Here is a 26,620-nt window from a genome sequence, read left to right as displayed (position 1 = left end):
TTCATTGCCAAGATTGGTAGTGATATAGGAGGCACACGATAAGGCACGACACGGCCGCCAAGCGGCAGTCCTGGAGTTGAATTTACATGCCCATTACGATTTTCGACGGTATTGTCATCGGCGTCGTGCTCTTCTCCGCCGTGCTGGCGATGGTCCGCGGCTTTTCGCGCGAGATCCTCTCGATCGCGAGCTGGGGCGGATCGGCGGCGGCGGCCTATTACCTCTATCCGTACCTGTTGCCCTACGCGAAGAAATACACCGATGACGACCGCATCGCGATCGTCGGTTCGGCAGCGGTCGTCTTCCTGATCGCGCTCATCGTCATCTCCTTCATCACGATGAAGATTGCCGATTTCATCATCGACAGCCGCGTCGGCGCGCTCGACCGCACGCTCGGCTTCCTGTTCGGGGCAGCGCGCGGCGTGCTGCTGCTGGTCGTCGCCGTCGCCTTCTGGAACTGGCTGGTCGATGTCGACCACCGGCCGGCCTGGGTCAACCAAGCAAAATCGAAACCCTTCCTGGATTCGATGGTCGTGAAGCTGAAATCGGTTCTGCCGGAGCAATTTGCCCAGATGATACCAGCGAGCATCCGTGATAAGCTTCAGCCGCCGGCACAGGGCGCAGAAGGCACCAATCCGCCGACGGGCGACCAGGCGCCGGCAGAAGACGCACCGACCGCGCCTGCACAACAGCCGGCCAATTGACACAGTGTTCAAGAGCTTGACCCGCCCTCCGGCAATTGCCATTTGAGCGGGATGTCAAATAAGGGGTCCGGCCGGGCATTCCAGCTCAGCCGGGCTTCAGTTATTTCTGGAAATGCCGATCCATTCTTGTGAGAGCAGAGGCCCGCAGAAATGAACCAGTCCCATTCCTTGCCCACCGACGATCCGCTCGACGGAGATACGCTGCATGAGGAATGCGGGGTTTTCGGAATTCTGGGACATCCCGATGCCGCGGCACTGACGGCGCTTGGTCTGCATGCGCTTCAGCATCGCGGACAGGAAGCAGCCGGCATCGTCTCCTTCGACGGCAAGCGCTTCTACCAGGAGCGCCATATGGGTCTGGTCGGCGACCACTATACCAATCCGATGACGCTCGCCCGCCTGCCCGGCAGCATATCGATCGGTCATACGCGCTACTCGACGACAGGTGAAGTCGCCATGCGCAACGTGCAGCCGCTGTTTGCCGAGTTGGAAGAAGGCGGTATCGCCATTGCCCATAACGGCAATTTCACCAACGGCCTGACGCTGCGCCGCCAGATCATCGCGACCGGCGCCATCTGTCAGTCGACGTCCGATACCGAAGTCGTCCTCCATCTCATCGCCCGCTCGCGCCATGCTTCCACATCCGACCGCTTCATCGACGCGATCCGCCAAATGGAAGGCGGCTATTCGATGCTCGCCATGACGCGCACCAAGCTGATTGCCGCGCGTGATCCCACCGGCATCCGCCCGCTTGTCATGGGCGAACTCGACGGCAAGCCGATCTTCTGCTCGGAAACCTGCGCGCTCGACATTATCGGCGCCAAGTTCATCCGCGATGTCGAAAACGGCGAGGTCGTCATCTGCGAAATCCAGCCCGACGGCTCGATCAGCATCGATGCCCGCAAGCCCGGCAAGCCGCAGCCGGAACGCCTCTGCCTGTTCGAATATGTCTATTTCGCCCGACCGGATTCGGTCGTTGGCGGCCGCAACGTCTATACGACGCGCAAGAATATGGGCATGAACCTCGCCAAGGAATCGCCCGTCGAGGCCGACGTTGTCGTGCCGGTGCCGGACGGCGGCACGCCGGCGGCTCTCGGCTTCGCTCAGGAAAGCGGCATTCCCTTCGAATACGGCATTATCCGCAACCACTATGTCGGCCGCACCTTCATCGAACCGACGCAGCAGATCCGCGCCTTCGGGGTGAAGCTGAAACATTCGGCCAACCGGGCGATGATCGAAGGCAAGCGTGTGGTGCTGGTCGATGATTCCATCGTACGCGGCACGACGTCTCTGAAGATCGTCCAGATGATCCGTGAAGCCGGCGCGCGCGAAGTTCATCTCCGCGTCGCCAGCCCGATGATCTTCTTCCCTGACTTTTACGGCATCGACACGCCCGATGCCGAAAAGCTCCTGGCGAACCAGTATGCCGATGTCGACGCCATGGCCAAATATATCGGCGCGGATTCGCTTGCCTTCCTGTCGATCAACGGGCTTTACCGCGCCGTCGGCGGCGAGGACCGCAATCCGGCCCGGCCACAGTTCACCGACCACTACTTCACCGGTGACTATCCGACCCGCCTGCTCGACAAGAACGGCGAGTCGATGGGCAACAAGCTTTCGATGCTTGCCAGCAACGGCTGAGCCGCCGCTGCTTTGCCTTCCCTTCCGAGGGGCTCTTGCGCCCCTCGCCTTCGCAAGCAAATCCGGAACCGGAGCAGATGAACATCAATCTTGAGGGCAAGATCGCACTCGTCACCGGTGCGTCGCGCGGTATTGGCTATTTCACGGCGCTGGAGCTTGCCAAAGCCGGCGCCCATGTGATCGCCTGCGCCCGCACGGTCGGCGGGCTCGAGGATCTCGACGATGCGATCAACGCGGTCGGCGGCACGACGACGCTCGTCCCCTTCGACCTGGCCGACATGAATGCGATCGACGCGCTCGGCGGCTCTATCTACGAGCGCTGGGGCAAACTCGATATCCTCGTCGCCAATGCCGGCGTGCTCGGCGTCATTTCACCGATCGGCCATATCGAGGCGAAGGTGTTCGAAAAGGTGATGACCATCAACGTCACCGCGACATGGCGGCTGATCCGCTCGGTCGACCCGCTGCTCGCCCGCTCAGATGCCGGCCGCGCCGTCATCCTGTCATCAGGTGCCGCCCATAAATGCCGGCCCTTCTGGAGCGCCTATTCCGCTTCCAAGGCCGCCGTCGAGGCGCTGGCCCGGACCTGGGCCGGCGAAAGCCAATCGACGCCCTTGCGCATCACCAGCGTCGATCCCGGCGCGACCCGCACGGCGATGCGCGCCCAGGCGGTGCCCGGCGAAGATCCGCAGACGCTGCCGCATCCTTCCGAGGTCGCCAAGGCGATCCTGCCATTGACGGGACCTGGCGTGACCGAGACGGGCAAACTGTTCATCGTGCGGGAAAACAAGCTCGTCGACTACCGCCTGCCGGAATAGCGTCATTTCACAGCAACGGCTGGGAACAGATGTGTCAAGCCCGTTTCCGCAGGGCAGAGCGCATTGAGGTCCACCGCTCCCTGAATGCCGTCGACATTGCCGTTGTCGGCAAATTGCCAGATCGACCAACCACCGCAGTCTTCCTGCGTCGGTTCTTTGAATACGCTTCGCAGCCATAGGTAATGGTCGGGGAAGCGTGATTCATTGCCTTTCAGATAGCGATCGAAGAACTCCGGCGTGACGTAGAAAATCGGCTTTTCCGGAAAGGTGCCCTTCAGCTCGGTGAAGAAGGCGTTCACCTCAGTCGCCATTTCCTCAAGCGTCGGAACCTTGCTGCAATTGCCGACGAATTCCAGATCGACGGCGATCGGCAGTATTCCTGGCTGTTTCGGCACGGTCGCCAACACGTTCTGCGCCTGATCCTTGCCTGGGCGGCAGAAGGTGAAGAAATGATAAGCGCCCCTGACCAGTCCTGCATCGCCGGCGCGCTGCCAGTTGTCGGCGAACCTCGAATCCTTGTGATCTCCGCCTTCGGTCGCCTTCATGATCGCGAAACGGACTTTGGGCTGCGCGGCCACCATCTTCCAATCAATGTCACCCTGGTGATGGCTGACATCGATGCCCTGTATCGGATAGCGGCTCAAGGATGGATTGTTGAAGCGAAGCATGCCGAAATCGTATGCGAAATATGCAGCCAATGCGACTGCCAGAATTGCAGTCGCTGCAATCGTCCCTCGACCCAAGCTTCTCACACATTTCCCCTTATTTTCAGTCGATTCGCACCTGTCTAGAAACGATTTGTGCCGCGAAAATGGCGGATGAGCCGTGCCGCGGAGATCGTTCCTCGCCCCTCTTGACCAAACGTCATTCCCACGCCATAAAACGCGGCATGAAAACGGTTATCTGCATTATCTGCGGAAAGATTATTCGCTAGCGCAAGCGCTGGCCCGGCCGTTTTCGTCTCCCAAATAGTCAAGATGCGAAACGCCCCGGCCCGCCGGTCGCGATATTTTTCTGATTGTGCTTATGGGAGAGTGGAATGGGCGGCATGCCGGAACTGAAGCTGTACAACACGCTGACGCGGGAAGAATCGGTTCTTTCGCCGATCGATCCCGACAATGTCCGCATGTATGTCTGCGGCCCGACCGTCTATGATTTCGCCCATATCGGCAATGCCCGCCCGGTCATCGTCTTCGACGTGCTGTTCCGGCTGCTGCGGCATGTCTATGGCGAAGACCACGTCACCTATGCCCGCAACATCACCGACGTCGACGACAAGATCAATGCGCGGGCGCTGAGAGATCATCCCGGCCTGCCACTCAACGAAGCGATCCGCGCGGTCACCGAAAAGACCGAGACGCAATTTCACGCCGACGTCGCCGAACTCGGCTGCCTGGAGCCGAACTTCGAGCCGAGGGCGACCGACAATATTACTGAGATGACCGAGATCATCGAGAAGCTGATCGGCAATGGCCATGCCTATGTCGCAGCAGGCGAAGTGCTCTTCGACACCAAGTCCATGGTGGATTACGGCCAGCTTTCGAAGCGCCCGCTCGACGAGCAGCAGGCCGGCGCCCGCATCGCCGTCGACGCGCACAAGAAGAACCCGGGCGATTTCGTGCTCTGGAAGCTGTCGAGCCACAACGAACCCGGCTGGGAGAGCCCATGGGGCCGCGGCCGGCCGGGCTGGCATATCGAATGCTCGGCGATGAGCCGGCGTTATCTCGGCGATGTCTTCGACATTCATGGCGGCGGGCTGGATCTGATCTTCCCGCATCATGAAAACGAGATCGCCCAGTCGCGCTGCGCCCACGGTACCGAGGTGATGGCGAATGTCTGGATGCATAACGGCTTCCTGCAGGTCGAAGGCCGCAAGATGTCGAAATCCGAAGGCAATTTCGTCACCATCCACGAATTGCTGCACACGGAAACCTTCGGCGGCCGCAAATGGCCGGGCCTGGTGCTGCGCCTTGCCATGCTGATGACGCATTACCGCGAGCCGATCGACTTTTCGATCAAGCGGCTTGAGGAAGCCGAACGGTTGCTGGCCAAATGGCCGGCGACCGAAGCCGGCGATGCCGCACCCGACGAAACCGTGCTCAATGCGCTGGCCGACGACCTCAACACGGTGGCGGCGGTGCAGGCATTGCATGCACTGGCGCAAGCTGCCCACACCGATGTCGCCGCCGGCGCCGTCTTCGCGGCAACGGCTGCTCTCCTCGGCCTACTGCCAAAGAAGGCTGAAATCGACGCGGCCGTCGCAGCGGCAGTCGATGCGCTGGTCGCCATGCGTTTGGAAATGCTGAAGGCAAAGAACTTCGCCGAGGCCGACAAGATCCGCGACGAGCTGACCGCGAAGGGCATCCAGCTGAAGGACGGCAAGGATACGGCGAGCGGCGAGCGGGTGACGACATGGGAGGTCAAGCGATAGGATGGGTTGGGTGGCAAGAGATACCCCCCTCTGCCCTGCCGGGCATCTCCCCCACAAGGGGGGAGATCGGCAAGACGCGCCGGCTTCCCGAGATCTAGACGGCCCGCCAAGTGGCTTCGGCCATCTGAGGCGTTTGGTCAGGGTGAGCGGCCGCTCCTATCCGATCTCCCCCCTTGTGGGGGAGATGCCCGGCAGGGCAGAGGGGGGTGCCGCCGCCCCGTCACTTTCTAGCGAGAGGCAAGCCATGCCGCATGCACCAATTCCGCCCCAACGGCGGGCGAACGCCCGGCGCATGCGCAAAGCTCTGACCGATGCGGAATTGAAACTTTGGAACGCGCTTCGCGCCCATCGCCTGATGGGCCTGAGCTTCCGCCGACAAATGCCGATCGCCGGTTATATCGTTGATTTCGCGTGCCCCACCCATCGCCTTATCGTCGAGATAGACGGTTCGCAGCACGCCCTCGCCTCGAACGCCTCCTATGATGATATCCGGGCTCGACGTCTCCAAACGTATGGCTGGACGGTTCTGCGCTTTTGGAACGACGATATCCTCCGGGATATCGATAACGTGTGCACCCACATCATCCGCACCATCGGAAAGGACCTGCCATGACCATCTATACCGGCGGCTGCCAATGCGGTGCGGTGCGCTTTCGCGTCAGCGGCGAGCTCAAGGATTCGTCGATCTGTCATTGCCGCATGTGCCAGAAGGCGTTCGGCGCCTATTATGCGCCGCTGGTGTCGGTGCGCGGCGCCGATTTTGCGTGGACGCGAGGAGAGCGCAAGAAATTCCGCTCTTCCAATTTCGTCGAACGCGGCTTCTGCGGCGATTGCGGCACGCCGCTCTCCTACGAGGCGCCTGACGGGCTTGCGATTGCCGCAGGCGCCTTCGATGATCCTTCGGCGCTTCCGCCGGTGGTGCAATTCGGCACCGAGGGCAAGATCGACTTCGTCGATCATCTGCACGAATTGCCGGGGCACCGGACGGAGGAGGATGCGCAGGCCGCCCCTTTCGTGCTCGAACTCGTCTCCTTCCAGCATCCCGATCATGAGACGCTGGCATGGCCGCCCAAGGAGTCCTGATGACAGCGGACGCAGACAGAAGCGGCGGGTGCCAGTGCGGGGCGGTGCGTTACCGCGCTGAAGGCGAACTCGGTTATCCCCACCTTTGCCATTGCCGCATGTGCCAGAAGGCGGCCGGCAATTATTTCATGCCGCTTGCAGCGGCGAAGCGTCAATATTTCGAGCTGACGCGCGGCGCGCCGAAATGGTTTCAATCCTCGGATCTGGTGCGGCGCGGCTTCTGCGGCGATTGCGGCACGCCGCTGTTCTACGACATTCCAGGGACGGATTTCATCAACATCATGCTCGGCTCGCTGGATAATCCCGAGGCGGTTAGGCCGGTGATGCAATCCAATACCGACCGCAAAATATCCTGGTTTCATGCGCTCCCCGGATTGCCGCTGGAACCACAGGCTGAAACGCCCGACCGCGAGGACGCGATTGCGGCAAGCAACCATCAGCACCCCGATCACGACACGAAAAGCTGGCCCCTCGGAGAAACCTCATGACGGACACGATCAAAACAGGCGGATGCCAATGCGGCGCCGTGCGCTTCCGCATTTCAGGCAGGCTAGGGCGACCCTCGATCTGCCATTGCCGCATGTGCCAGAAGCAGTTCGGCGGTTTCTTCTCGGCGCTGGTCACTGCGCCTGAGGAGGGGATGGAATGGACGCGCGGCGAGCCGAGCTACTTCCAGTCCTCGGTTAATATCGACCGCGGCTTCTGCAGCAATTGCGGCACGCCGATGACCTATCGTCATCCGGGTGGGCTGGAGCTCGCGATCGGCACGTTCGACGACCGCAGCGATCTCGCACCGCTGGTCCAGGTAAACTACGAGGCCCGCCTGCCCTGGGTCGAGGAGATCTTCGAGGCGCCGGTGCTGAAGGATCAGGATTTCTACGCGCGGCAGGAGGCGATCATCTCCTTCCAGCATCCCGATCACGATACCCAGGTCTGGCCCGCGAAAGGCGTGAAGATATGACCGAGATCCAACGCGCGCTCTATCCCGAGATCGAACCCTATGCTTCAGGCCATCTCGATGTCGGAGACGGCCATGTGATCTATTGGGAGTGGTCGGGAACGCCTGGCGCCAAGCCCGCCGTCTTCCTACATGGCGGCCCGGGTGGCGGCTTCTCGCCCGCCCATCGCCGGCTTTTCGATCCCGCCCTCTATGACGTCATGCTGTTCGACCAGCGCGGCTGCGGCAGGTCGACGCCGCATGCCGAACTCAACGCCAACACCACCTGGCATCTCGTCGCCGATATCGAGCGTCTGCGCGAAATGGCCGGCGTCGACAGCTGGCAGGTGTTCGGCGGCTCCTGGGGTTCGACCTTGGCGCTCGCCTATGCCGAGACGCATCCGGAGCACGTCTCCGAGCTCATCCTGCGCGGGATCTATACGCTGACCAAGGCCGAGCTCGACTGGTATTATCAATTCGGCGTCTCGGAAATGTTCCCGGACAAGTGGGAGCGCTTTATCGCTCCCATTCCGCCGGAAGAGCGCCACGAGATGATGCATGCCTATCATCGCCGCCTGACCCACGAAGACAAGCCTGTGCGCCTTGCAGCCGCGCAGGCCTGGAGCATCTGGGAAGGCGAAACCATCACGCTGCTGCCCGAACCTTCGACGAGCGGCAAGTTCGAGGAGCCGGAATTCGCCTATGCATTTGCCCGCATTGAGAACCATTTCTTCGTCAATGCCGGCTGGATGGACGAGGGACAACTGATCCGCGATGCCGGCCGGCTGAAGGATATTCCCGGCGTCATCGTGCATGGCCGCTACGACATGCCCTGCCCGGCAAAATATGCCTGGCTGCTGCACAAGGCCTGGCCGAAGGCGGAATTCCACCTGATCGAGGGTGCGGGCCACGCCTATTCGGAGCCCGGAATTCTCGATCGGCTGATCCGGGCGACGGATAAGTTTGCCAGGAAGCCGGACTGATTGTTTAAGGACTGAGGCGGCCCCTCACCCCGCGCGCGGGGACAGGGAACGAGCTCTGCGATACGGCGCGTCATGTCCCTTCTCCCCGTCAGAACGGGGAGAAGGTGGCGGCAGCCGGATGAGGGACCGCATCCGCACCACAACAACACCCGCTTGCCGGGAGGAAACGATATGAAAGAACGCATCTATCTCTTCGACACGACGCTCCGGGACGGGCAGCAGACGCCCGGGATCGACTTCTCGGTCGAGGACAAGATTGCGATCGCCGCGATGCTGGACGAATTCGGCATCGATTACGTCGAGGGCGGCTATCCCGGCGCCAATCCGACCGATACCGCCTTTTTCAGCGAGAAGCGCACCAGCCAGGCCAGCTTCGTCGCCTTCGGCATGACGAAGCGGGCGGGCGTTTCGGTTTCCAACGATCCCGGCCTTGCCGGGCTGCTGCAGGCCAAAAGCGACGCCATCTGTTTCGTCGCCAAGAGCTGGGATTATCATGTCGCGGTGGCGCTCGGCTGCACCAACGAGGAAAACCTCGAAAGCATCGCCGAGAGCGTCAAGGCGGCGGTTGGCGCCGGCAAGGAGGCGATTGTCGATTGCGAGCATTTCTTCGACGGCTTCAAGGCCAATCCGGCCTACGCGCTGGCCTGCGCCAAGACCGCTTATGACAGCGGCGCCCGCTGGGTGGTGCTCTGCGACACCAATGGCGGTACGCAGCCGCCGGAGGTGCGTGCCATCGTCGAGGCGGTGATCGCCTCAGGCGTTCCCGGCCACTGTCTTGGCATCCATGCCCATAACGACACCGGCCAGGCGGTCGCCAATTCCCTGGCTGCGGTCGAAGCCGGCGTCCGGCAAATCCAGGGCACGCTGAACGGCATCGGCGAGCGTTGCGGCAATGCCAATCTGGTGACGCTGATCCCGACGCTGGCGCTCAAGAGCGCCTATACCTCACGTTTCGAAACGGCGATCGACGAGGAGCGGCTGCTCAATCTCACCCGGCTCTCACATGCCTTCGACGAGCTGCTCAACCGCTCGCCTGATCATCAGATGCCCTATGTCGGCGCTTCCGCCTTCGCCACAAAGGCCGGCATCCATGCATCGGCGCTGATCAAGGACCCTCGGACCTATGAACACGTGCCGCCGGAGACCGTCGGCAACTTCCGCAAGGTCATGGTGTCGGACCAGGGCGGCAAGGCAAATTTCATCAATGCGCTGAAGCGGCGCGGCATTACCGTCGCCAAGGACGATCCGAAGCTCGACCTGCTCATCTCGATCGTCAAGGAACGTGAATCCATCGGTTATGCCTATGAGGGCGCGGATGCGAGCTTCGAGCTGCTGGCGCACCGCACACTCGGCACGATCCCGGAATTCTTCACCATCGAAGGCTTCCGGGTGATGATCGAGCGCCGCTTCGACAGTCTTGGCCGCGTGAAGATCGTCTCGGAGGCGGTGGTGAAGATCACCATCGACGGCCAGACGCTGATGTCGGTTGCCGATGCCGAAGGCCCGGTGAACGCACTCGACCTCGCGCTACGCAAGGATTTCGGCAAATACCAGCATGAGATCGACGATCTGGTGCTCGCCGATTTCAAGGTGCGTATCCTCAATGGCGGCACCGAGGCGATCACCCGCGTGCTGATCGAGTCCACCGACAGCGATGGCGTGCGCTGGTGGACGGTCGGCGTCTCGGAGAACATCATCGACGCCTCGTTCCAGGCGCTGATGGATTCCGTCATCTATAAGCTGATGAAAAATCGGCAGCTGGCAGGAAAGATCGCGGCGGAATAAGTCTATTCCGCCGGTTCGGCTCGGGCATGTTGCCGCCATCATCCGCCCATTGCCTCGTTTCCGTTTCAATTCCTTTCGCCCTTTATTCAACGAAATGAATTGGCCTATTCACGGCGCTTAAGCTAGGCCGGATCAGAAGAAGAACAAAGATGGAAACGCCCGATGTCGACCGATGCATCCGTTCCCTTGGCCAAGAACGAAGACAGTCCGCGCGGTTTCGCCTTCGCGCTGGCGGCCTATCTGCTCTGGGGCTTTCTGCCGATCTACATGAAGGCGGTGGCGCATATCTCGCCGGCCGAGGTGATCGCCCACCGCATCGTCTGGTCGCTGCCGCTGGCAGGCATCGTTCTGATCGTGCTCGGGCGCACACAGGATATCGCGACGGCATTGCGCTCACCGCGCATGCTGGCGATGGCGGCATTGACGGCGTCGCTGATCACCGTCAACTGGGGCACCTATGTCTGGGCGATCGGCGCCGGCCATTCGCTCGATGCGGCGCTCGGCTATTTCATCAATCCGCTGTTCAGCATCTTCCTCGGCGCGGTGCTGCTCAAGGAAAAGCTGCAGCCGCTGCAGATCGCCGCGATCGCGCTGGCAGGGCTTGCCGTCGCCATTCTCGCATTCGATAGCGGCGGCATTCCATGGGTGGCGCTGACGCTGGCGATCTCGTGGGGATTTTATGCATTACTGCGCAAGACGCTGCCGCTCGGGCCGAACCAGGGCTTCTTCCTCGAAGTGCTGATCCTCAGCGGGCCAGCCCTGCTCTATATCCTCTATCTCGAATTCGGGAGCGGCCAGGGCCACCTCTACCGCACCGGCCTTGCCGATACGACGCTGCTGCTCGGCTGCGGCGTCATCACCGCCGTGCCGTTGATGATCTATGCCAACGGCGCCAAGCTGCTGAAACTCTCGACGATCGGCATCATGCAGTATATCGCGCCGACGATGATTTTCCTGATCGCGGTCTTCGTCTTCCAAGAGCCGCTTGGCACGGCGCGCATGATTGCCTTCCCGCTGATCTGGGCAGGGCTGGTCCTCTACAGCTGGTCGATGCTGAGGGGAAGCCGCGGGCGCTGAGAGCGCCCGTCCGGACTTCTACATCTTCGAGATCACCGCATCCTCGCCGTCACGATCGGCGGCGAGTTGGGCTGCCTGGGCCATGATCGCCGGAATGATGCCGGAGATCTCGTCGACGACGAGCGGCTGCACCCGGTGGGCGGTGTGCAGGAAGCCTTCTTCGGTCATATGGCGCATCAGTTCCATCATCGGATCCCAGAAACCGTTGACGTTGGCAAAAACCATCGGCTTTTCGTGGCGGCCGAGCTGTGCCCAGGTCATGATCTCGACGATCTCCTCCAGCGTACCGATGCCGCCGGGCAGCGCGACGAAAGCATCGGAACGCTCGAACATCGTGTGTTTGCGCGCATGCATGTCAGGGGTTACAATAAGTTCGTTGAGCTGACCGAGCGAGTGGCGAGTCGCTTCCATATCGATCAGGAATTCGGGGATAATGCCCGTGACCTGGCCGCCGCCTGAGAGCACGCCGCTGGCGACCGCGCCCATGATGCCTTTGGTACCCCCGCCATAGACGAGGCGCAGGCCGTATTCGGCGATCTCTCTTCCGAGAGCACGCCCGGCCGCCATGTGGGAGGGATCGCGTCCCGGCCTTGAGCCGCAGTAAACGCAGATGGATCGAATCGATACAGATTGTTCGGTCATGGAGGCAAACAACTATTCCATTTCAATGCAGTCAAGAAAATTGACTGAAAAGCAGCGTGCCTAGCTTGCCGAATTGCTTTGAATGCTTGTGCAAAGCAACGGGAATCGCTAGCAATTTCGGTTACTACGGCAAATTGCCGCCTTGGGAGACATAATGATGAAGAACCGTGCCGGCTTGCTGGCCCTTGCAGTGCTCGTAATCGCAATCCTACTGATGGTGTTTTTCGTCATGCCGCGCATCGGCGGCGATACAGCCAAGGTCGGCGACGCGATCAACCAGGCGAGCACGGAGCTCAAGGACACGGTTAACGAGTCGGCAAAGACATCCCGCTCCGCTGTGGCGGACGCGGCTGCCGTCGCCGACAAGGTGGGCCGCCTTTCGGCCGGCGCCGGCGTGTCGCTCAGCGAACTCAAGGCGCTGTTTGCCGACGGCAAGGGCCCTGCCGACGATGTCTTCGCCGCCGCCAAGACCAAGGCCGTCAACGCGCTCGGCGCACTTGCCGGTTTCGCAATCCCCGAGGGCCTCGATCCGGCGACCCAGACGCTTGCCACGAAAGCCAAGGACGGCGGCGCGAAGGCGCTGGCCATCGTTCAGTCGCTGCCCGAGAACATCACCGATGCGCTTGCTGCGATCGCCAAGGCCGAGGCTGCGTTGACCGGTGCGCCTGAGCCTGCTGCGAGCACGGCAGCGGAAAATGCCGGCCCGAAGCTTCCCGCCTTCGACGTCTTGCGCGTCGAGCCCGACGGCTCGACGGTGATTGCCGGCTCCGCCGAACCGAACGGCAAGCTCGAAGTGCTTGACGGCGAAAAGGTCGTGACGACAGCCGATGTCGGCGCCAGCGGCGATTTCGCCGCGGTTCTCGACGAGCCGCTTGCCGCGGGCGACCACCAGCTGGTGCTCAAGTTCACCGGCAAGGACGGCAAGAGCGCGCTTTCCGAAGAGGTCGCGACCATTTCCGTGCCGAAAGACGGCAACAGCGCCGATCTGCTCGCCATGGTCTCCAAACCCGGCACAGCGAGCCGCATCATCACCGCGCCGAAGGCCGGAACCGAAGTCGCCGATGCCTCCAACAAGCCGGCCGCTGGCGGAAGCTCGGCTGCGCCTGCCGCAACCGCTGCGCCGACCGGCGAGCTGGCGCTGCAGACGCCAAACCTCACCGACGCCGCCCCCGGTGCCGCAGCCACGGCACCGGCCATCCCCGGCACTGCCGCACCTGACAAGACGAATGCGCCCGATGTGATGGTCAATGCCGTCGAGATCGAAGGCAACAAGATCTTCATTGCCGGCACCGCGCGCGCCAACGCCAAGGTCGTCGGGTATGCCGACGACAGCCTGGTCGGCCAGGACACGGCCGGCTCGGACGGCCATTTCGTCATCGACGGTGTGGTGGCGCTTTCGGTCGGCGACCACAAGATCCGCGTCGATGTTGTCGATCCCGCCGGCAAGGTGATCGTGCGCGCCGCGGTGAATTTCAATCGCCCCGCCGGCGACCAGGTGAGGGTCGCCGCCCAATCCGCGCCTGACGACGCGAACGGCGCTTCCTCGATGGTGCCGCTCGACGAAGGCGAACTCGGCAAGCGCAAGGCTGAGACCGGAAAGGCCTTCGGCCTGCTGAAGGGGCTGTTTGCCGACGGCAAGCTGCCGGGCGCCGAACAGCTTGCGGCAGCGCGCTCGGCAACGGAATTCGCACTGCGCTCAGTCGCCGACTTCCGCGCGGCGGCAGATGCATCCGATGCCTTCAAGCAAGCGTCCGGCGCCGCCTCTCAGGTCGCCGGCAATGCGCTGAAGCTGCTGCAGAGCCTGCCTGGGGACGCGAAGTCCGTCGGCTCGGCACTCGACAGGCTGGGCGGCATGATCGCTGAACTTACCGCCACACCCGCGCCGGCAGCGCCGTCTGCAAACGATGTCGTCAGCAATCAGCCGAAGACCATCGAACAGGCGCCGCTGACGGCAAACAACGCGGCGGTCATCATTCGCCGCGGCGACACGCTGTGGCAGATCTCGCGCCGCACCTATGGCCTCGGCGTTCGTTACACGACGATCTACATCGCCAACGAAGACAAGATCATCGATCCCGACCGCATCCGTCCCGGTCAGATTTTCGGTCTGCCGAAGGACGTGTTGCCGAACGCCGAAGAGCTGCACCGCAAACGCCTTTCCGGCCAGCACCTCTAAGCGCCGAACACCATAACGAGGCCGGGCGGGCTAACCGCCCGGCCTGCCTTTTCCTGAACCCCGCATTTGTTGTATTCGTCCGCCCGACACCCTATCTGGCGATGGCGGCTGCGGGTTGCGGCAAGTGCTTTCGGGCACCTCCGGGTTCCGTGCTCTTGCCGGCATCGAAGCGCGGCAATCGCCGCAAGCCCATCCGGGCTGGAGACAAGCATGGCAAACGGCAAGACAGTCTCGGAATCCAACCTGCTGCAGACGCTTCTCAACCTCTGGCCCTATATGTGGCCGGCCGGCCGGCCGGACCTCAAGATGCGCGTCGTCTGGGCCTCGGTCTTCCTGCTGATTTCCAAGTTTGTCCTGCTGCTCGTCCCCTATTTCTTCAAGTGGTCGACCGATGCGCTGAACGGCAGGATGGATCTGGCCGGCTCGGTGCCGCCGCTGCTTGCCGGCGCCATCGCCCTGGTGATCGCCTATAATATCACCCGGCTGATTCAGCTCGGCCTCAACCAGCTGCGCGACGCGCTGTTTGCCAGCGTCGGGCAGCATGCAGTGCGTCAGCTCGCTTACAGGACCTTCGTGCACATGCACGAGCTGTCGCTGCGCTTTCATCTGGAGCGCAAGACCGGCGGTCTCTCGCGTATCATCGAGCGCGGCACCAAGGGCATCGAGACGATCGTGCGGTTCACGATCCTCAATTCTGTCCCGACCGTCATCGAATTCCTGCTGACGGCGGCTATTTTCTGGTGGGGCTACGGTTTCTCCTATCTCGCCGTCACCGGCTTCACCGTCTGGGCCTATATCTGGTTCACCATCCGCGCATCCGACTGGCGTATCGCCATCCGCCGGTCAATGAACGACAGCGATACCGACGCCAACACCAAGGCGATCGACTCCCTCCTCAATTTCGAGACCGTCAAATATTTCGGCAACGAAGAGATGGAGGCAAAACGCTTCGACAAATCGATGGAACGCTACGAGAAGGCGGCGACCGATGTCTGGACCTCGCTCGGCTGGCTGAACTTCGGCCAGGGCGTCATCTTCGGCATCGGCACGACCATCATGCTGGTGCTGTCGGCGCTCGCCGTCCAGCGCGGCGAGCAGACGGTCGGCGATTTCGTTTTTGTCAATTCGATGCTGCTGCAGCTTTCCGCGCCGCTCAATTTCATCGGCTTCGTCTACCGCGAAATCCGCCAGGGCTTGACCGACATCGAGCAGATGTTCGACTTGCTTGAGGTCAAGGCCGAGGTCAAAGACACGTCCGATGCGACCGAGCTTCGGATCGCCCAGGGTGCGATCGCCTTCAGGGACGTACACTTTTCCTACGACCCGGCCCGTCCGATCCTGAAGGGCATTTCTTTCGATGTTCCGGCCGGCAAGACGGTTGCTGTCGTCGGTCCTTCGGGCGCCGGCAAATCGACGCTGTCACGGCTGCTCTACCGTTTCTACGATATCCAGAGCGGCGCAATCACCGTCGACGGCCAGGACATCCGCACAGTGACGCAGAAGAGCCTGCGCTCAGTGATCGGCATGGTGCCGCAGGATACCGTGCTCTTCAACGACACGGTCGCCTACAACATCCGCTACGGCCGCACGTCGGCCAGCGACGGCGAGGTCTTTGCGGCAGCCGAGGTAGCGCAGATCGCCCATTTCATCGAGACGCTGCCCGAGGGATTCGAGACCAAGGTCGGCGAACGCGGGCTCAAGCTTTCGGGTGGCGAGAAGCAGCGGGTGGCGATCGCCCGCACCATCCTCAAGGCGCCGCCGATCCTGATCCTCGACGAGGCGACATCGGCGCTCGATACGACGACGGAACGGGAAATCCAGACGGCGCTCGACGTGGTGTCGAAGAACCGCACGACACTGGTCATCGCCCACCGGCTTTCGACCGTCATCGGCGCCGACGAAATCATCGTGCTGAAAAGCGGGGAGATTGCCGAGCGCGGGACGCATGCCGCTCTGCTCGAAATGAACGGTCTCTACGCCTCGATGTGGAACCGCCAGCGCGAGGCGACACAGGCGGAGGAGCATCTGAAGCAGGTGCGCGAAAGCGACGACCTCGGCGTGATTGCGCGGCTTGCCCCGGCAAGCTGAGCCGGGATAGGAAACCGACTGGCTTTTGTTGTTCAGAACCCCGGCGTCGGAACCAGGGCGCGGGCCACAGCATTGCCCCGGAGACGGTTTTTCGCTAACCAGCGAGAAACGCAAACGCAAGGAGACCGGCAGCATGAGCCTGTTCAACACGGTTCGCAACACGATCGTCCCCGTGCATAAGGAGGGTTATCCCTTCGTTGCCGCCTTCTTCGTCGCGTCGCTGATCCTGGGCTGGATCTTCAAGCCGCTCTTCTGGATCGGCATGATCTTCACGCTCTGGTGCGCCTATTTCTTCCGCGATCCCGAACGGGTGACCCCGCAGGACGACGATCTGGTGATCTCTCCCGCCGACGGCAAGGTCTCGGCGATCCAGATGGTGACCCCGCCGGCGGAACTCAATCTCGGCTCCGAGCCGATGCTGCGCATTTCGGTGTTCATGAACGTCTTCAATTGCCATGTGAACCGGGCGCCGATGCGCGGGCGCATCGTCAGCATCAACTACCGCTCCGGTAGCTTCGTCAATGCCGAACTCGACAAGGCGAGCGAGGACAATGAACGCAACGGGCTGGTGATTGAAACCCGGCACGGCCAGATCGGTGTGGTGCAGATCGCCGGTCTCGTGGCACGGCGCATCCTCTGCTGGGCAAACCCCAACGAACCGTTAGATGCCGGCGAGCGCTTCGGGCTGATCCGTTTCGGCTCGCGGCTCGACGTGTTCCTGCCCGCCGGTGCTGCGCCACGCGTCTCGCTTGGCCAGGTGGCGGTTGCCGGCGAAACTGTGATTGCCGAATTCGCCTCCGCCAAGGGTCCCATCATCAGCCGCCGCAGTTAAAGCGCATCGCGATCTTTCAGATTCGCACTTGGTGCTTTAGCCCTATGTTTTTACGCCTGTCGTTATCGCAAAACCGCTGCACAGTTTTGCGCGACATGCTCCAGGTTCAGATTGGAACGCGATATGGAAACGCCCTTTCCGCCTTTCGAGCCGAATGGTCCGGATGATTCCGCCCGTGGCCCGCGTCTGCGCGAAATCCCGCTCCGTCTCGTCTTTCCGAACCTCATCACCATTCTGGCGATCTGCGCCGGGCTGACCGGCATCAGGCTGGCTTTCGAGAACCGTTACGAACTCGCCGTCTCCATGGTGCTGGTTGCCGCCTTCCTCGACGGCATCGACGGGCGCGTGGCCCGGCTGATGAAGGCGACCTCGAAGTTCGGCGCGCAAATGGATTCGCTTGCCGATATCGTCAATTTCGGCGTCGCACCCGCCCTGGTCGTCTATGTCTTCGCGCTCGACCAGGCGCGCTCGCTCGGCTGGATCGCCGCGCTGATCTACGCGATCGCCGCCGGGCTTCGCCTTGCCCGCTTCAACGTCATGGCCGAACGCGAGAACAAGGCGAGCTGGCAATCGGAATATTTCGTCGGCGTGCCGGCGCCGGCTGGCGCCATGCTGGTGCTGCTGCCGGTCTATCTCGGCTTCCTCGGCCTGGCGACGGATCGCACCTTCGCCTATGTTTCGTCGATCTATACCGTCGTTATCGCCTTCCTGCTGATCAGCCGGCTGCCGGTCTGGTCGGGTAAATCGGAAGGCAGCCGGTTGCGGCGCGATCTCGTGCTGCCGATGATGCTCGGCGTCGTGCTCTATGTGGCTTTGCTGATGAGCTACACCTGGGAGGTGATGGTGTTTACCGTTGCTGCCTACCTCATATCGCTTCCCTTCGGTGCACGGAAATGGCGCCGGAAATACGGAACGCTGACGATCGAGGAACCCGGCGTCGGCGACGACGATATCGGCCGGCACATCTGATCTCCGCGCATTGCTGATTTTTCCGACCCGAGAAATCTTCTCTCTAGGTTCTGACCCACGGGATAATCGCTTCGCGTAATTCTCCGGGGAAAACCGCTGCGCACTTTAGTTGGAACCGCTCTCTTCAGTAAGTATTAACCAACGTAGGCTTCAGTTAAGCCTCGCGAATTATGGTGTGCGTTTACAAATCCTGATGGGATGCGTCTCTGTTTTGTCGCTATTTATGACGAAACAGCAAATCATAAAATGCCCAGGGAAGAACCACGTAAGGAGAGTATCGTGACCTCGAAAAAGAGTCTTAGCAGCGAACAGCAGCCGTCCAAGCCTGATCTCAGCGCCAACTATCGCCCAGTTGGCCTGAAGGCCGTTGTCGCAGCATCGCTGATGGCAAAGAACAAGCCGGGCACCGTCAAGAAATCCGCTTGAGGTGCTACGCATCCAACCGGACTTCGGTGCGCTTCAAGTCCGGTTCTCCGCATGCCGTCCTCCAACCCGCCGTGCGGCGGGCCTGACGTTGAGCGGTTGCAGCAAGCCGCACCAAAACCTCCTCCCCAACGCACCAGACGAACGAAGCGGTTATACCGCCAAGTGAAAAATGGCGGATGCCGCTTCAGAAGAAACTGAGCTGGCCGTCGTCGGGCCCTCGCTTCGCGGGAGCCTTCAGCGGCTTTTCGATGACGGCCGGCTGCTGCAGGTCGGGCCCCATATTGGCGACCTTGTTGACCTTGTCGGAGACTGGGACGGCCTCAAAGAAATCGTCCTGAGCGGGCCGCATCAGGTCGGCCACCTCGCGCGGTTCCTGCGTCTTGCAATCCAGCCAGCGCGAAAAATCTTCGGGTTTGATGACCACCGGCATGCGATCGTGGATCGCGGATATGCCTGAGTTGGCTGATGTCGTCAGGATCGCGCCGGTATCGACCTCGGAACCATCAGCCGAGGACCATGTCTCCATCAGGCCGGCAAAGGCGACGACCCCTCCCTGCCGCGGCCTGATCCAATAGGCCTGCGGTTTCTCACCACTATCCTTTGATGTACGATGCCATTCGTAAAAGCCGGAGGCCGGGATGAGCACGCGGCGATGGCGCATGGCCGCCCGGAACGAAGCCTTGCCGATTACAGTCTCGGAGCGGGCGTTGATCAGCAGCGGAAATTCCTTCGGGTCCTTGACCCAGCCGGGCGTGAGGCCCCAGCGTACGAGCACGGCGCGCCGGTCGGCCAAGTTGCTGCCCTGCTCCCTGCCCTCGCCTGAAATGACGACGAGAATCGGCTGCGTCGGCGCAATGTTGTAGCGCGCCGGAAAATCGTCGAGATCGAGTCCGGAGAAAAATTCGCGCAGGTCGGCGCTGGAGCTTGTCAGGGCGAAACGTCCACACATCGGCTTGTCTTTGCACCGAGCCTGAGTCCGGTCAAGGCGCTTCAGCCTCTCGGCGCAAAGAGGATGATGCTCGTCCCGGCAAGGCAGATCAACGCCCCGCCGATATCGTAACGATCAGGCATGCGGCTTTCGACCAGCCAAAGCCAGAGCAGCGAGGCGACAATGTAGATGCCGCCATAGGCCGCGAAGGTGCGGCCGGCGGCCTCGCTCGGCACCAGCGTCAGAAGCCAGGCAAAAAGCGCCAGCGAGACCATGCCTGGCGCCAGCCACCAGACCGGCTTTTCGAGTTTCAGCCATGCCCAGAAGGCAAAACAACCGGCGATCTCGAAGACGGCCGCGAAGGCGTAGATGATGTAGGTCACGAAAGCACCTTTCGAATCCGTCATCACTATCCCAGCGAAAACTGGGGAAGCCAAGCAGCGGCGGCATGCAAATATCGGTTCATCGGATAGGATGGGCGATCCGAGCCAAGAGCCCCAAGAGCAGCCCTGATGACCTCCACCGCCAAAGCCGCCTCATCCGCCATTCTCGAACGCGACGGACGATTCCTGCTGGTGCTGCGGCGCAATCCGCCTTCCGCCGACATGTATGCCTTTCCCGGCGGACGCGCTGAACCCGGCGAGACGCCGGAGCAAACGGCTTTGCGAGAATTCGGTGAAGAGACCGGCATTTCGGCACGCAATCCGCGGCTGTTTTCGACCTATGATCTGAAGACCCATGCGACCGATGGCAGCGTCAACAGCTATTTCCTGCTGTCGGTCTTCCGCGTCGAGGCCGATAGGGATGTGGTGGCGGAAGCCGCCGACGATGCGGCCGCCGTCGGTTGGTACACGGTGGAGGAAATCCGGCGATTGCCCGTACCGCAGAGCGTCCTCGAATGCGCCGAGCGGCTAGAACGGGAAGCCGAAAACCGCTGACACTTTTCGGCATCGTGCTCTGGTGCGCGGCGAATAGAAGTGGAAACTCTCGAGGCCCGCCTTGTTGCCGTCATGCTCAACGTATCAACTGGGGGTATGATTCCCGTTCGACGCATTTTCCTGTCCCTGCTCGTCCTGGCCGGTCCGACCATGGCGCAGGGCAAGAATACGCCACCTCCACAGGAGGAGATTACGCCGCCGCCTGCCGTGATCGTGCCTTATGACGACAAGCTGGCGCGGCTCGCCGAGGTGTTGGGTTCGGTGCATTATCTGAGAACGCTCTGCAAGGCGGCAGGCGCCGACGAGTGGCGAAACGGCATGCAGCAGCTGCTCGATTCGGAGACCGGCAACGAGCCGCAGCGCAAGGAAAGGTTGACTGCAGCCTTCAATCGCGGCTACCGCGCGTTCGCCTCCGTCTATACGGATTGCACCGCAGCGGCCATCGTGGCAGAAGAGCGCTACCGTAACGAAGGTGCAACACTCGCCACAGAAATTACCTCGCGTTTTGGAAATTGACGTTTAATTAACCTGTTTTCGCATGTGGACGTGTCGTTTTGGGAAAAGGCTGTTAGTGTTGTTAACGGTGCAGTAAGACATGAGAAGTTCTGAGGAAAAGACAATGGAAGCAAGCCTCAACGAGATCGACGACATGATCGTCCACGAAAAGATGCAGGCGGCTCTGGAGTACCAGAACGAGGCTTGGGCCGACGGCATGGCCGACGGAATCGAGCCTGAAATCATCGCTGATGCCGCCATTGCGCATGCGCTGCGGGAGACCATCAGATTGCACGGGGAAAGCAGCGCAGAAGCCCTGCTGGATTCGCTCCGTGAGCGCATGCTTGCCGGCGAATTCTCCGCGAACCGCACCCTGCAATAATTTTATCAGAGAGTTTGATGCGCACCGGTAAAGAGAAAGTATCGCGAATTCCGCTCGCGTCGGTGCTGCTTGCGTTCAGCCTCGCTGCCGGCAATGTTTTCCTCGCGCCGGCGGCCTACGCGCTTTCCGAACTGCACAAGGCCCCCGGCCAACCCGCCAACGACGCCCCGGCCGCTCAGGGACAGAGCCAACCGCAAAGTGGAGCCACCCCCGGCGTTCCCATGGCCGATCCGCTGGTCAACGGCCAGAATAATCAGGGTGTCGACAAGACGCCGGGCGCCCAGGATGCCTCCAAGCCCGCCGAAGTGATTTACGACATCAGCAAGGTACCCGAGCCGGTTCGCAAGATGCGCGAGCAGATCGTCGAGGCGGCCGCCTCCGGCGATCTCGAGCGGCTGCGGCCGTTGATGGGCACCGGCACCGAGCAGACGCAGGTGACGGTAGGTGAGCCCACGGACGATCCGATCGGCACGCTGAAGGATCTTTCGGGCGATCCTGACGGAGACGAGATCCTCGCCATTATGCTCGACATCATCTCGACCGGCTTCGTGCATGTCGGCCAAGGTACGGCAGACGACATGTATGTGTGGCCGTATTTTGCCGAGAAGGACCTGAAGTCGCTGACGCCGCCGGAGCGCGTCGAACTGCTGCGCATCGTCACCGCCGGCGATCTTTCCGACATGCAGGAATTCGGCGGATATAATTTCTACCGCCTTGGCATTACGCCTCAGGGCAAATGGAAATTCTTCACAGCGGGCGATTGACGTCCACCTCGCTTTCGCGTCTCGCGTTTCGCATGAGGCGCTTGCGATCCCCCTCATGAAGACATACCTCTGAGCGATGACCAACGCGACAGGTTCCGCCATGCCAGCCGTATTCCTGAAAGACCGCTCACTTCTCTCTGTCAGCGGCGCGGAAGCCCAATCCTTCCTGCAGAACCTGATCACCACCGATATCATCTCGCTCGGGTCCGACGAGGCGCGGCCCGGGGCGCTACTGACGCCGCAAGGTAAGATCCTGTTCGACTTCATGATCTGGCAGGAGGGCGATGGTTATACGATCGAAACCGATGCCGGTCAGCGCGATGGCCTGCTGAAGCGGCTGACGATGTACAAGCTGCGCGCCGCCGTCACGCTCGCGCCGCGCGCCGAGGAAGGCGTCACCGTTTGCTGGGGCGAAGGTGCCGAGGGCGCCCGGGGCGGCCAGGGCGCCTGGGATAGTCGCTTCGCCAAGGCAGGCGTCACGTTGGTCCGTCGGCCCGGCAAACACGGCGACGGTGAGGAAGCGCTCTATGACGCGCTGCGTGTCAGGCTCGGCATCGTCACCTCAGGATCGGACTTCGCCCTGCAGGATGCCTTCCCGCATGACGTGCTGATGGATTTGAACGGCGGCCTCTCCTTCAGGAAAGGCTGCTATGTCGGGCAAGAGGTCGTCTCGCGCATGCAGCACCGCGGCACTGCGCGCCGGCGCGTCGTGACCGTTTCTGCCGCTGCAGCCTTGCCGGGAATGGGAACGGAGATCACCGCCGCCGGCAAGCCTATAGGGACGCTCGGTTCGATCGAAGGCGACCATGGACTTGCGATCGTGCGTATCGACCGCGCCGGCGCTGCAATCGCCGCCGGCACGCCGCTGCTCGCAGGCGAAACACCCGTTTCCCTCGTCCTGCCGGCATGGTCCGGCCTTGTCTTCCCAACCAGCGCCGACGAGGCCAGCGCGTGACAACGGCAAAAGCTCCGCGTGCCTGGCAGCGCATGCTGTCCGGGCGCAGGCTCGACCTGCTCGACCCCTCGCCGCTCGATGTCGAACTGATCGATATCGCCCATGGGCTGGCGCGTGTCGCTCGCTGGAACGGCCAGACATCAGGCGATCATGCTTTTTCGGTGGCGCAGCACAGTCTCGTCGTAGAAGACATTTTCCGCCGCTTCAACGATGCGCGGCCACAGGAGTGTCTGATGGCGCTGCTGCATGATGCCCCCGAATATGTGATCGGCGATATGATCTCACCGTTCAAATCGGTGGTCGGCGGCGGCTACAAGACGGTGGAGAAGCGGCTGGAGGCCGCCGTGCACCTGCGCTTCGGCCTGCCGCCGCATCCCTCGCGCGACCTCAAGGACCGAATCAAGAAGGCCGATACAATCGCCGCCTATTTCGAGGCGACGGTCCTTGCCGGCTTCACACCCGCCGAGGCGCAGAAATTCTTCGGCCAGCCGCGCGGCATCAGCCCGGAGATGCTGATGATCGAGCCCGTGCCCGCAGTCGAAGCGCAGCGACTGTTCTGCGAGCGCTTCGCGGCGATCGAGGCAGAGCGGGAGACGGTGTCGTGAGCTTCATCGTCGTCTCGCCGCTGTCGCGCATCGCGGAGATGGCCGTACGCCACAAGGCGCGAGAGATGATCAGCCTGATCGCCAAGGAACAGGCCTTTCACCGACCGGGCGTGATCGCGGCCGACCGCCACCTGACGCTTGCGATGAACGACATCGCCTTCAAGGGCACCGGCGGCCTGGTGGCGCCCGACGAGACGCATGTGCAGGGAATTATCGGCTTTGCCGCATCGTGGCGGCAGGAGACGCCGCTGCTCATCCATTGCTGGATGGGGGTGTCGCGATCGCCGGCGGCAGCCCTGATCGCCGCGCTGTCGCTCGTACCGGATCAGAGCGAAGAAAGGCTTGCCGGTCGGCTGCGGGCCGCCTCGCCTTTCGCGACGCCGAATGCCCGGTTGATCGAGATCGGCGACGTGCTGCTTAACCGCCGGGGCCGGCTGGTCGCGGCAGTGCGGGCAATCGGCCGCGGTGCGGATGCCGACGGCAACGCGCCCTTTGTGCTTGCGATCGACGACGCCGCCTGCGGTTGACGCTGCCGCCATTCGCTCCATCTAGCCCCGACCAAGAACAATCCAACAGGGCCAGATCATGCAACAACAGGCAGCCGACGTCCTTCTCGCCACACAAACGGCGCTCAGCCAGGCGAGCGCGCTGGCAGTGCAATATTCCTTTTCCGTCCTTGGGGCCGTCATCCTGCTCGTTCTCGGCTGGGCGCTCGCCGGTTTTACCAGCCGCTGGGCCTATGAAGGCCTGTCGCGCGTCCATGGCATCGACGAGACGCTGGCGCGATTCTTCACCAATGTGCTGCGCTACGCGCTGCTCATCCTGGTATTCATCACCGTGCTTGGTCAGTTCGGCGTCCAGACCGCCTCAATCATCGCGACCCTTGGCGCAGCCGGCCTGGCAATCGGACTGGCGCTACAGGGGACGCTGCAGAATATCGCCGCCGGCATCATGCTGCTGATCCTCAGGCCATTCCGAGTCGGGGAATACATCGAAACCAGCAGCGTGGCCGGGACAGTGCGCGAAATCGGGTTGTTTGCGACTGAACTCAGAACCGGCGACGGGCTCTACCGGTTGGCGCCGAATTCGACACTCTGGAACACGCCGATTACCAATTTCAGTCGCGAGCCGACGCGACGGAACGATGTGAACGTCAAGGTCGCCGATGGGGATGACATCCATCAAGCGATGGAGACACTGATGGGCCTTGCCAAAGCCGATTCCCGGGTGCTGAGGTCACCGGAACCAAGCGTCTTCATCGATAGCCTGGGTGACGGCGCGATCTTGATGACGCTGCGCTACTGGGCAAAGACCGGCGACTGGTGGGCGGTCAGCCGTGACATTATAAAGCGCGTCAAACTCGCTTTCAACGAGAGGGATCCGGACGTTGTTCCGGATGTCCCGGACGCTGCGCCGGCAAAGAACTCCAAGGGCAGGGCGGCCGAAAAGCCGGCGCCGACGCGCCAATGACACATTCCAGCACCGCCACGCTCTCAAACCAATAGCGCTTAACACGTTGATTCGGCGTGTAAATTTATCGCAACGGTCTATTGGATGACGCCGCAGGCCAATCTCTCACCGGCATCACCGGAGGGCTGGCTGCGATAATCATCCGAATTGGCGTGGACCATCAATGCGCGGCCGCGAATGCCGTCGGTCTTGCCGTCGAGCGTGACCATGCTGTCAAACACCTGGGCTCTCAGCATACCGTCCTCTCCGACATATTGATTGGGCATATCGCCGGCGTGCGGACCCTTGGCGGCAAGAAGGCCGTGCTCGGCCTTCCCAGGGTTGAAGTGACCGCCGGCCGACTCGTGATGGGTCGCGGCATCGCAGCGGCCGGTCTCGTGAACATGGAAAGCCACCCATTTGTTGGCCGGCAGCCCCGATATCTCGACTTCGATCAGGACGCCACCACTGGCGGCAGCCGTCAGTTGCGCGCGGCCGTCCTCCTTGCCGTCTTTGCCGACGAAATTGGCGACCGCCGTCTGCTTGTCCTGAGCGCTCGCCGGCAATGCAACTGCAAGCAGGCTCAGGCCGGCGATGGTGCACATGGCTTTCATGGAGGTCTCCTTCCGTCCGGTTGTCCTTCTGAACGTGTCAGCCAGGAAGGTGTTCCTGATTAAGCGTAAAGGACGCCCTATCCGTTGGACTGACGCATGATCCTTTGCAGATATCGATTCCGGTTTTCGGGTGATGCGCTGGGAACACAGAACTGGAAAAGCCGGCCAAACGGCCGGCTTGCAGATCGCCCGATTCAGGAGTGACTCAGGCGACGGCGCTGAAGTCGAACTGGCCGTAAGTGTTGCGGTAAAGATCGTCCGACCGATCGCCGGTCGTCGGCGCGGTCTGCTGCAAAGGATAGGGAACGGCGATACTGGCCGCCACGCCGCCGTCACGGGAGTCCATCATCAGCGCAATCAGGCTGCCGGAAAATTTCGGCTGCGTTTCGCTGGTCTTGTCCTCGTCCAGGAGCTCCTTGATGATACCGGGCTTCTGATCGGCTGCGCGTTCGCCGCGGCTGAGGACACCATCGCCATTGGCATCAAGCCGCGAGAGCGTCGCCAGATATGCATATGAAGTGTCCGAAACGGACGTGGTGCTGGTCATACAAACCTCCATTCACCGCCTTTAGCCGGTGGTGTTTGTACGCAATACGAACGTGGAAAATCACTGATTGACTCGCTGGTTAAACTGATTTGCGCGGTGCGTCAATAAGTTGTTAACTTCTCATTAACGATGATTGACAACCGTTAACGCAATGCGTGGCTGCCAACCTTCCGACGGGGTCAAACGAGCGGATCTCGCGGTATTTCAGCGATTTTTCACATATAAAACAAATGCCTAACGACGTGACCTGACCGCCGCACTGCAACCGAATATTAATTCCGCCCATCCAGAATGGGCGCCAAAAGCCACTACCCAGACGTTCAGCTTATAAAAAATCAATTTTATGTTCAC

Annotated in this window: 30 protein-coding genes; 24 read left to right on the top strand and 6 right to left on the bottom strand. The window is 61.7% G+C overall.

The genetic code is table 11. The features are described 5' to 3' along the window. Positions 1-86 precede the first annotated feature (86 nt). The 3 genes from GR197_RS09095 (at position 87) to GR197_RS09085 (ending at position 3,163) form a co-directional block, all read left to right on the top strand. Positions 87-704 (top strand): CvpA family protein, encoded by a 618-nt coding sequence (locus GR197_RS09095; RefSeq protein ID WP_164008666.1) that lies wholly within the window; start codon positions 87-89, stop codon positions 702-704. 150 nt (positions 705-854) lie between these two features. After that, positions 855-2,345: an amidophosphoribosyltransferase gene (gene purF / locus GR197_RS09090; RefSeq protein WP_164008664.1), complete on the top strand. Its 1,491-nt coding sequence runs from the start codon at positions 855-857 to the stop codon at positions 2,343-2,345. Between the two features lie 77 nt (positions 2,346-2,422). Next, positions 2,423-3,163 (top strand): SDR family NAD(P)-dependent oxidoreductase, encoded by a 741-nt coding sequence (locus tag GR197_RS09085; protein ID WP_164008662.1) that lies wholly within the window; start codon positions 2,423-2,425, stop codon positions 3,161-3,163. 2 nt (positions 3,164-3,165) lie between these two features. Here the strand turns inward: GR197_RS09085 and GR197_RS09080 are convergent, their stop codons facing one another. Beyond that, a complete protein-coding gene (locus tag GR197_RS09080) occupies positions 3,166-3,915 on the bottom strand; it encodes a GH25 family lysozyme (RefSeq protein ID WP_164008660.1) in 750 nt (249 codons plus the stop codon). Between the two features lie 287 nt (positions 3,916-4,202). Between GR197_RS09080 and cysS the strand changes: the two genes are divergently transcribed. The 8 genes from cysS to rarD all read left to right on the top strand — a co-directional run bounded on the left by cysS (position 4,203) and on the right by rarD (position 11,459). Further along, a complete protein-coding gene (gene cysS / locus GR197_RS09075) occupies positions 4,203-5,594 on the top strand; it encodes a cysteine--tRNA ligase (RefSeq protein ID WP_164008658.1) in 1,392 nt (463 codons plus the stop codon). Between the two features lie 244 nt (positions 5,595-5,838). Beyond that, a complete protein-coding gene (locus tag GR197_RS09070) occupies positions 5,839-6,207 on the top strand; it encodes an endonuclease domain-containing protein (protein WP_164008656.1) in 369 nt (122 codons plus the stop codon). Then, entirely contained in the window at positions 6,204-6,677 is a 474-nt protein-coding gene (locus GR197_RS09065) for a GFA family protein (RefSeq protein WP_164008654.1), read from the top strand. The genes GR197_RS09070 and GR197_RS09065 overlap by 4 nt, the downstream gene beginning before the upstream one ends. Then, the gene (locus GR197_RS09060) at positions 6,677-7,165 is read left to right on the top strand and encodes a GFA family protein (protein ID WP_164008652.1); all 489 of its coding nucleotides are present in this window, start codon (positions 6,677-6,679) and stop codon (positions 7,163-7,165) included. The genes GR197_RS09065 and GR197_RS09060 overlap by 1 nt, the downstream gene beginning before the upstream one ends. Then, entirely contained in the window at positions 7,162-7,638 is a 477-nt protein-coding gene (locus GR197_RS09055) for a GFA family protein (protein ID WP_164008650.1), read from the top strand. The genes GR197_RS09060 and GR197_RS09055 overlap by 4 nt, the downstream gene beginning before the upstream one ends. Next, complete coding sequence (gene pip, locus GR197_RS09050; RefSeq protein WP_164008648.1) at positions 7,635-8,597, top strand: prolyl aminopeptidase; 963 nt, start codon at positions 7,635-7,637, stop codon at positions 8,595-8,597. The genes GR197_RS09055 and pip overlap by 4 nt, the downstream gene beginning before the upstream one ends. Before the next feature lie 171 nt (positions 8,598-8,768). Continuing rightward, positions 8,769-10,382 carry a citramalate synthase gene (gene cimA, locus GR197_RS09045; RefSeq protein WP_164008646.1) on the top strand — a complete coding sequence of 538 codons (1,614 nt, stop codon included), beginning with the start codon at positions 8,769-8,771 and terminating at the stop codon, positions 10,380-10,382. A 162-nt stretch (positions 10,383-10,544) separates the two neighbouring features. After that, entirely contained in the window at positions 10,545-11,459 is a 915-nt protein-coding gene (rarD, locus tag GR197_RS09040; RefSeq protein ID WP_164008644.1) for an EamA family transporter RarD, read from the top strand. An 18-nt stretch (positions 11,460-11,477) separates the two neighbouring features. Here rarD and GR197_RS09035 read toward each other — a convergent pair whose 3' ends face one another. Continuing rightward, entirely contained in the window at positions 11,478-12,101 is a 624-nt protein-coding gene (locus GR197_RS09035) for a TIGR00730 family Rossman fold protein (RefSeq protein WP_164008642.1), read from the bottom strand. A 154-nt stretch (positions 12,102-12,255) separates the two neighbouring features. Between GR197_RS09035 and GR197_RS09030 the strand changes: the two genes are divergently transcribed. From GR197_RS09030 to GR197_RS31930, 5 genes are all read left to right on the top strand, one after another. Beyond that, positions 12,256-14,277, top strand: a complete 2,022-nt coding sequence (locus tag GR197_RS09030; RefSeq protein ID WP_164008640.1) for a LysM peptidoglycan-binding domain-containing protein — start codon at positions 12,256-12,258, stop codon at positions 14,275-14,277. 210 nt (positions 14,278-14,487) lie between these two features. Continuing rightward, positions 14,488-16,365: an ABCB family ABC transporter ATP-binding protein/permease gene (locus GR197_RS09025; RefSeq protein ID WP_164008638.1), complete on the top strand. Its 1,878-nt coding sequence runs from the start codon at positions 14,488-14,490 to the stop codon at positions 16,363-16,365. A gap of 25 nt (positions 16,366-16,390) precedes the next feature. Next, entirely contained in the window at positions 16,391-17,197 is an 807-nt protein-coding gene (locus tag GR197_RS09020; protein ID WP_348643264.1) for a phosphatidylserine decarboxylase, read from the top strand. A gap of 123 nt (positions 17,198-17,320) precedes the next feature. Continuing rightward, positions 17,321-18,166: a CDP-diacylglycerol--serine O-phosphatidyltransferase gene (pssA, locus tag GR197_RS09015; protein WP_007626486.1), complete on the top strand. Its 846-nt coding sequence runs from the start codon at positions 17,321-17,323 to the stop codon at positions 18,164-18,166. A gap of 279 nt (positions 18,167-18,445) precedes the next feature. Next, a complete protein-coding gene (locus GR197_RS31930) occupies positions 18,446-18,592 on the top strand; it encodes a hypothetical protein (protein WP_348643263.1) in 147 nt (48 codons plus the stop codon). 184 nt (positions 18,593-18,776) lie between these two features. On the opposite strand, the gene GR197_RS09010 is transcribed toward GR197_RS31930, so the two are convergent. Further along, positions 18,777-19,541 carry an SOS response-associated peptidase gene (locus GR197_RS09010; RefSeq protein WP_164008634.1) on the bottom strand — a complete coding sequence of 255 codons (765 nt, stop codon included), beginning with the start codon at positions 19,539-19,541 and terminating at the stop codon, positions 18,777-18,779. Positions 19,542-19,582: 41 nt separating this feature from the next. After that, complete coding sequence (locus GR197_RS09005) at positions 19,583-19,903, bottom strand: YnfA family protein (protein ID WP_164009106.1); 321 nt, start codon at positions 19,901-19,903, stop codon at positions 19,583-19,585. A gap of 129 nt (positions 19,904-20,032) precedes the next feature. Between GR197_RS09005 and GR197_RS09000 the strand changes: the two genes are divergently transcribed. From GR197_RS09000 to GR197_RS08965, 8 genes are all read left to right on the top strand, one after another. Then, the gene (locus tag GR197_RS09000; RefSeq protein ID WP_164008632.1) at positions 20,033-20,458 is read left to right on the top strand and encodes an NUDIX hydrolase; all 426 of its coding nucleotides are present in this window, start codon (positions 20,033-20,035) and stop codon (positions 20,456-20,458) included. Between the two features lie 72 nt (positions 20,459-20,530). Further along, a complete protein-coding gene (locus GR197_RS08995) occupies positions 20,531-20,974 on the top strand; it encodes a TIGR02301 family protein (protein WP_204330127.1) in 444 nt (147 codons plus the stop codon). Between the two features lie 103 nt (positions 20,975-21,077). Beyond that, positions 21,078-21,335: a hypothetical protein gene (locus tag GR197_RS08990; protein WP_003578293.1), complete on the top strand. Its 258-nt coding sequence runs from the start codon at positions 21,078-21,080 to the stop codon at positions 21,333-21,335. Positions 21,336-21,352: 17 nt separating this feature from the next. Then, positions 21,353-22,099, top strand: coding sequence for a hypothetical protein (locus GR197_RS08985; RefSeq protein WP_164008630.1), 747 nt, complete (start codon positions 21,353-21,355; stop codon positions 22,097-22,099). A 100-nt stretch (positions 22,100-22,199) separates the two neighbouring features. Beyond that, on the top strand, positions 22,200-23,054 hold the full coding sequence (locus tag GR197_RS08980; RefSeq protein ID WP_164008628.1) for a YgfZ/GcvT domain-containing protein: 855 nt from the start codon (positions 22,200-22,202) through the stop codon (positions 23,052-23,054). After that, a complete protein-coding gene (locus GR197_RS08975; protein WP_164008626.1) occupies positions 23,051-23,659 on the top strand; it encodes an HD family hydrolase in 609 nt (202 codons plus the stop codon). Before GR197_RS08980 ends, GR197_RS08975 begins: the two co-directional genes overlap by 4 nt. Then, positions 23,656-24,186, top strand: a complete 531-nt coding sequence (locus tag GR197_RS08970) for a tyrosine phosphatase family protein (protein WP_164008624.1) — start codon at positions 23,656-23,658, stop codon at positions 24,184-24,186. The genes GR197_RS08975 and GR197_RS08970 overlap by 4 nt, the downstream gene beginning before the upstream one ends. A 58-nt stretch (positions 24,187-24,244) precedes the next feature. After that, on the top strand, positions 24,245-25,129 hold the full coding sequence (locus GR197_RS08965; protein WP_164008622.1) for a mechanosensitive ion channel family protein: 885 nt from the start codon (positions 24,245-24,247) through the stop codon (positions 25,127-25,129). Between the two features lie 77 nt (positions 25,130-25,206). Here GR197_RS08965 and GR197_RS08960 read toward each other — a convergent pair whose 3' ends face one another. After that, a complete protein-coding gene (locus tag GR197_RS08960; RefSeq protein ID WP_164008620.1) occupies positions 25,207-25,722 on the bottom strand; it encodes a superoxide dismutase family protein in 516 nt (171 codons plus the stop codon). Positions 25,723-25,927: 205 nt separating this feature from the next. Then, complete coding sequence (locus tag GR197_RS08955) at positions 25,928-26,281, bottom strand: hypothetical protein (protein ID WP_204330126.1); 354 nt, start codon at positions 26,279-26,281, stop codon at positions 25,928-25,930. Positions 26,282-26,620 lie beyond the last annotated feature (339 nt).

It is taken from the genome of Rhizobium phaseoli (assembly GCF_010668805.1).
Classification (GTDB): Bacteria; Pseudomonadota; Alphaproteobacteria; order Rhizobiales; family Rhizobiaceae; genus Rhizobium; species Rhizobium phaseoli_A.
The sequence above is the reverse complement of the archived record's forward strand: the minus strand, read 5'-3'. Positions and strand labels throughout refer to the sequence as shown.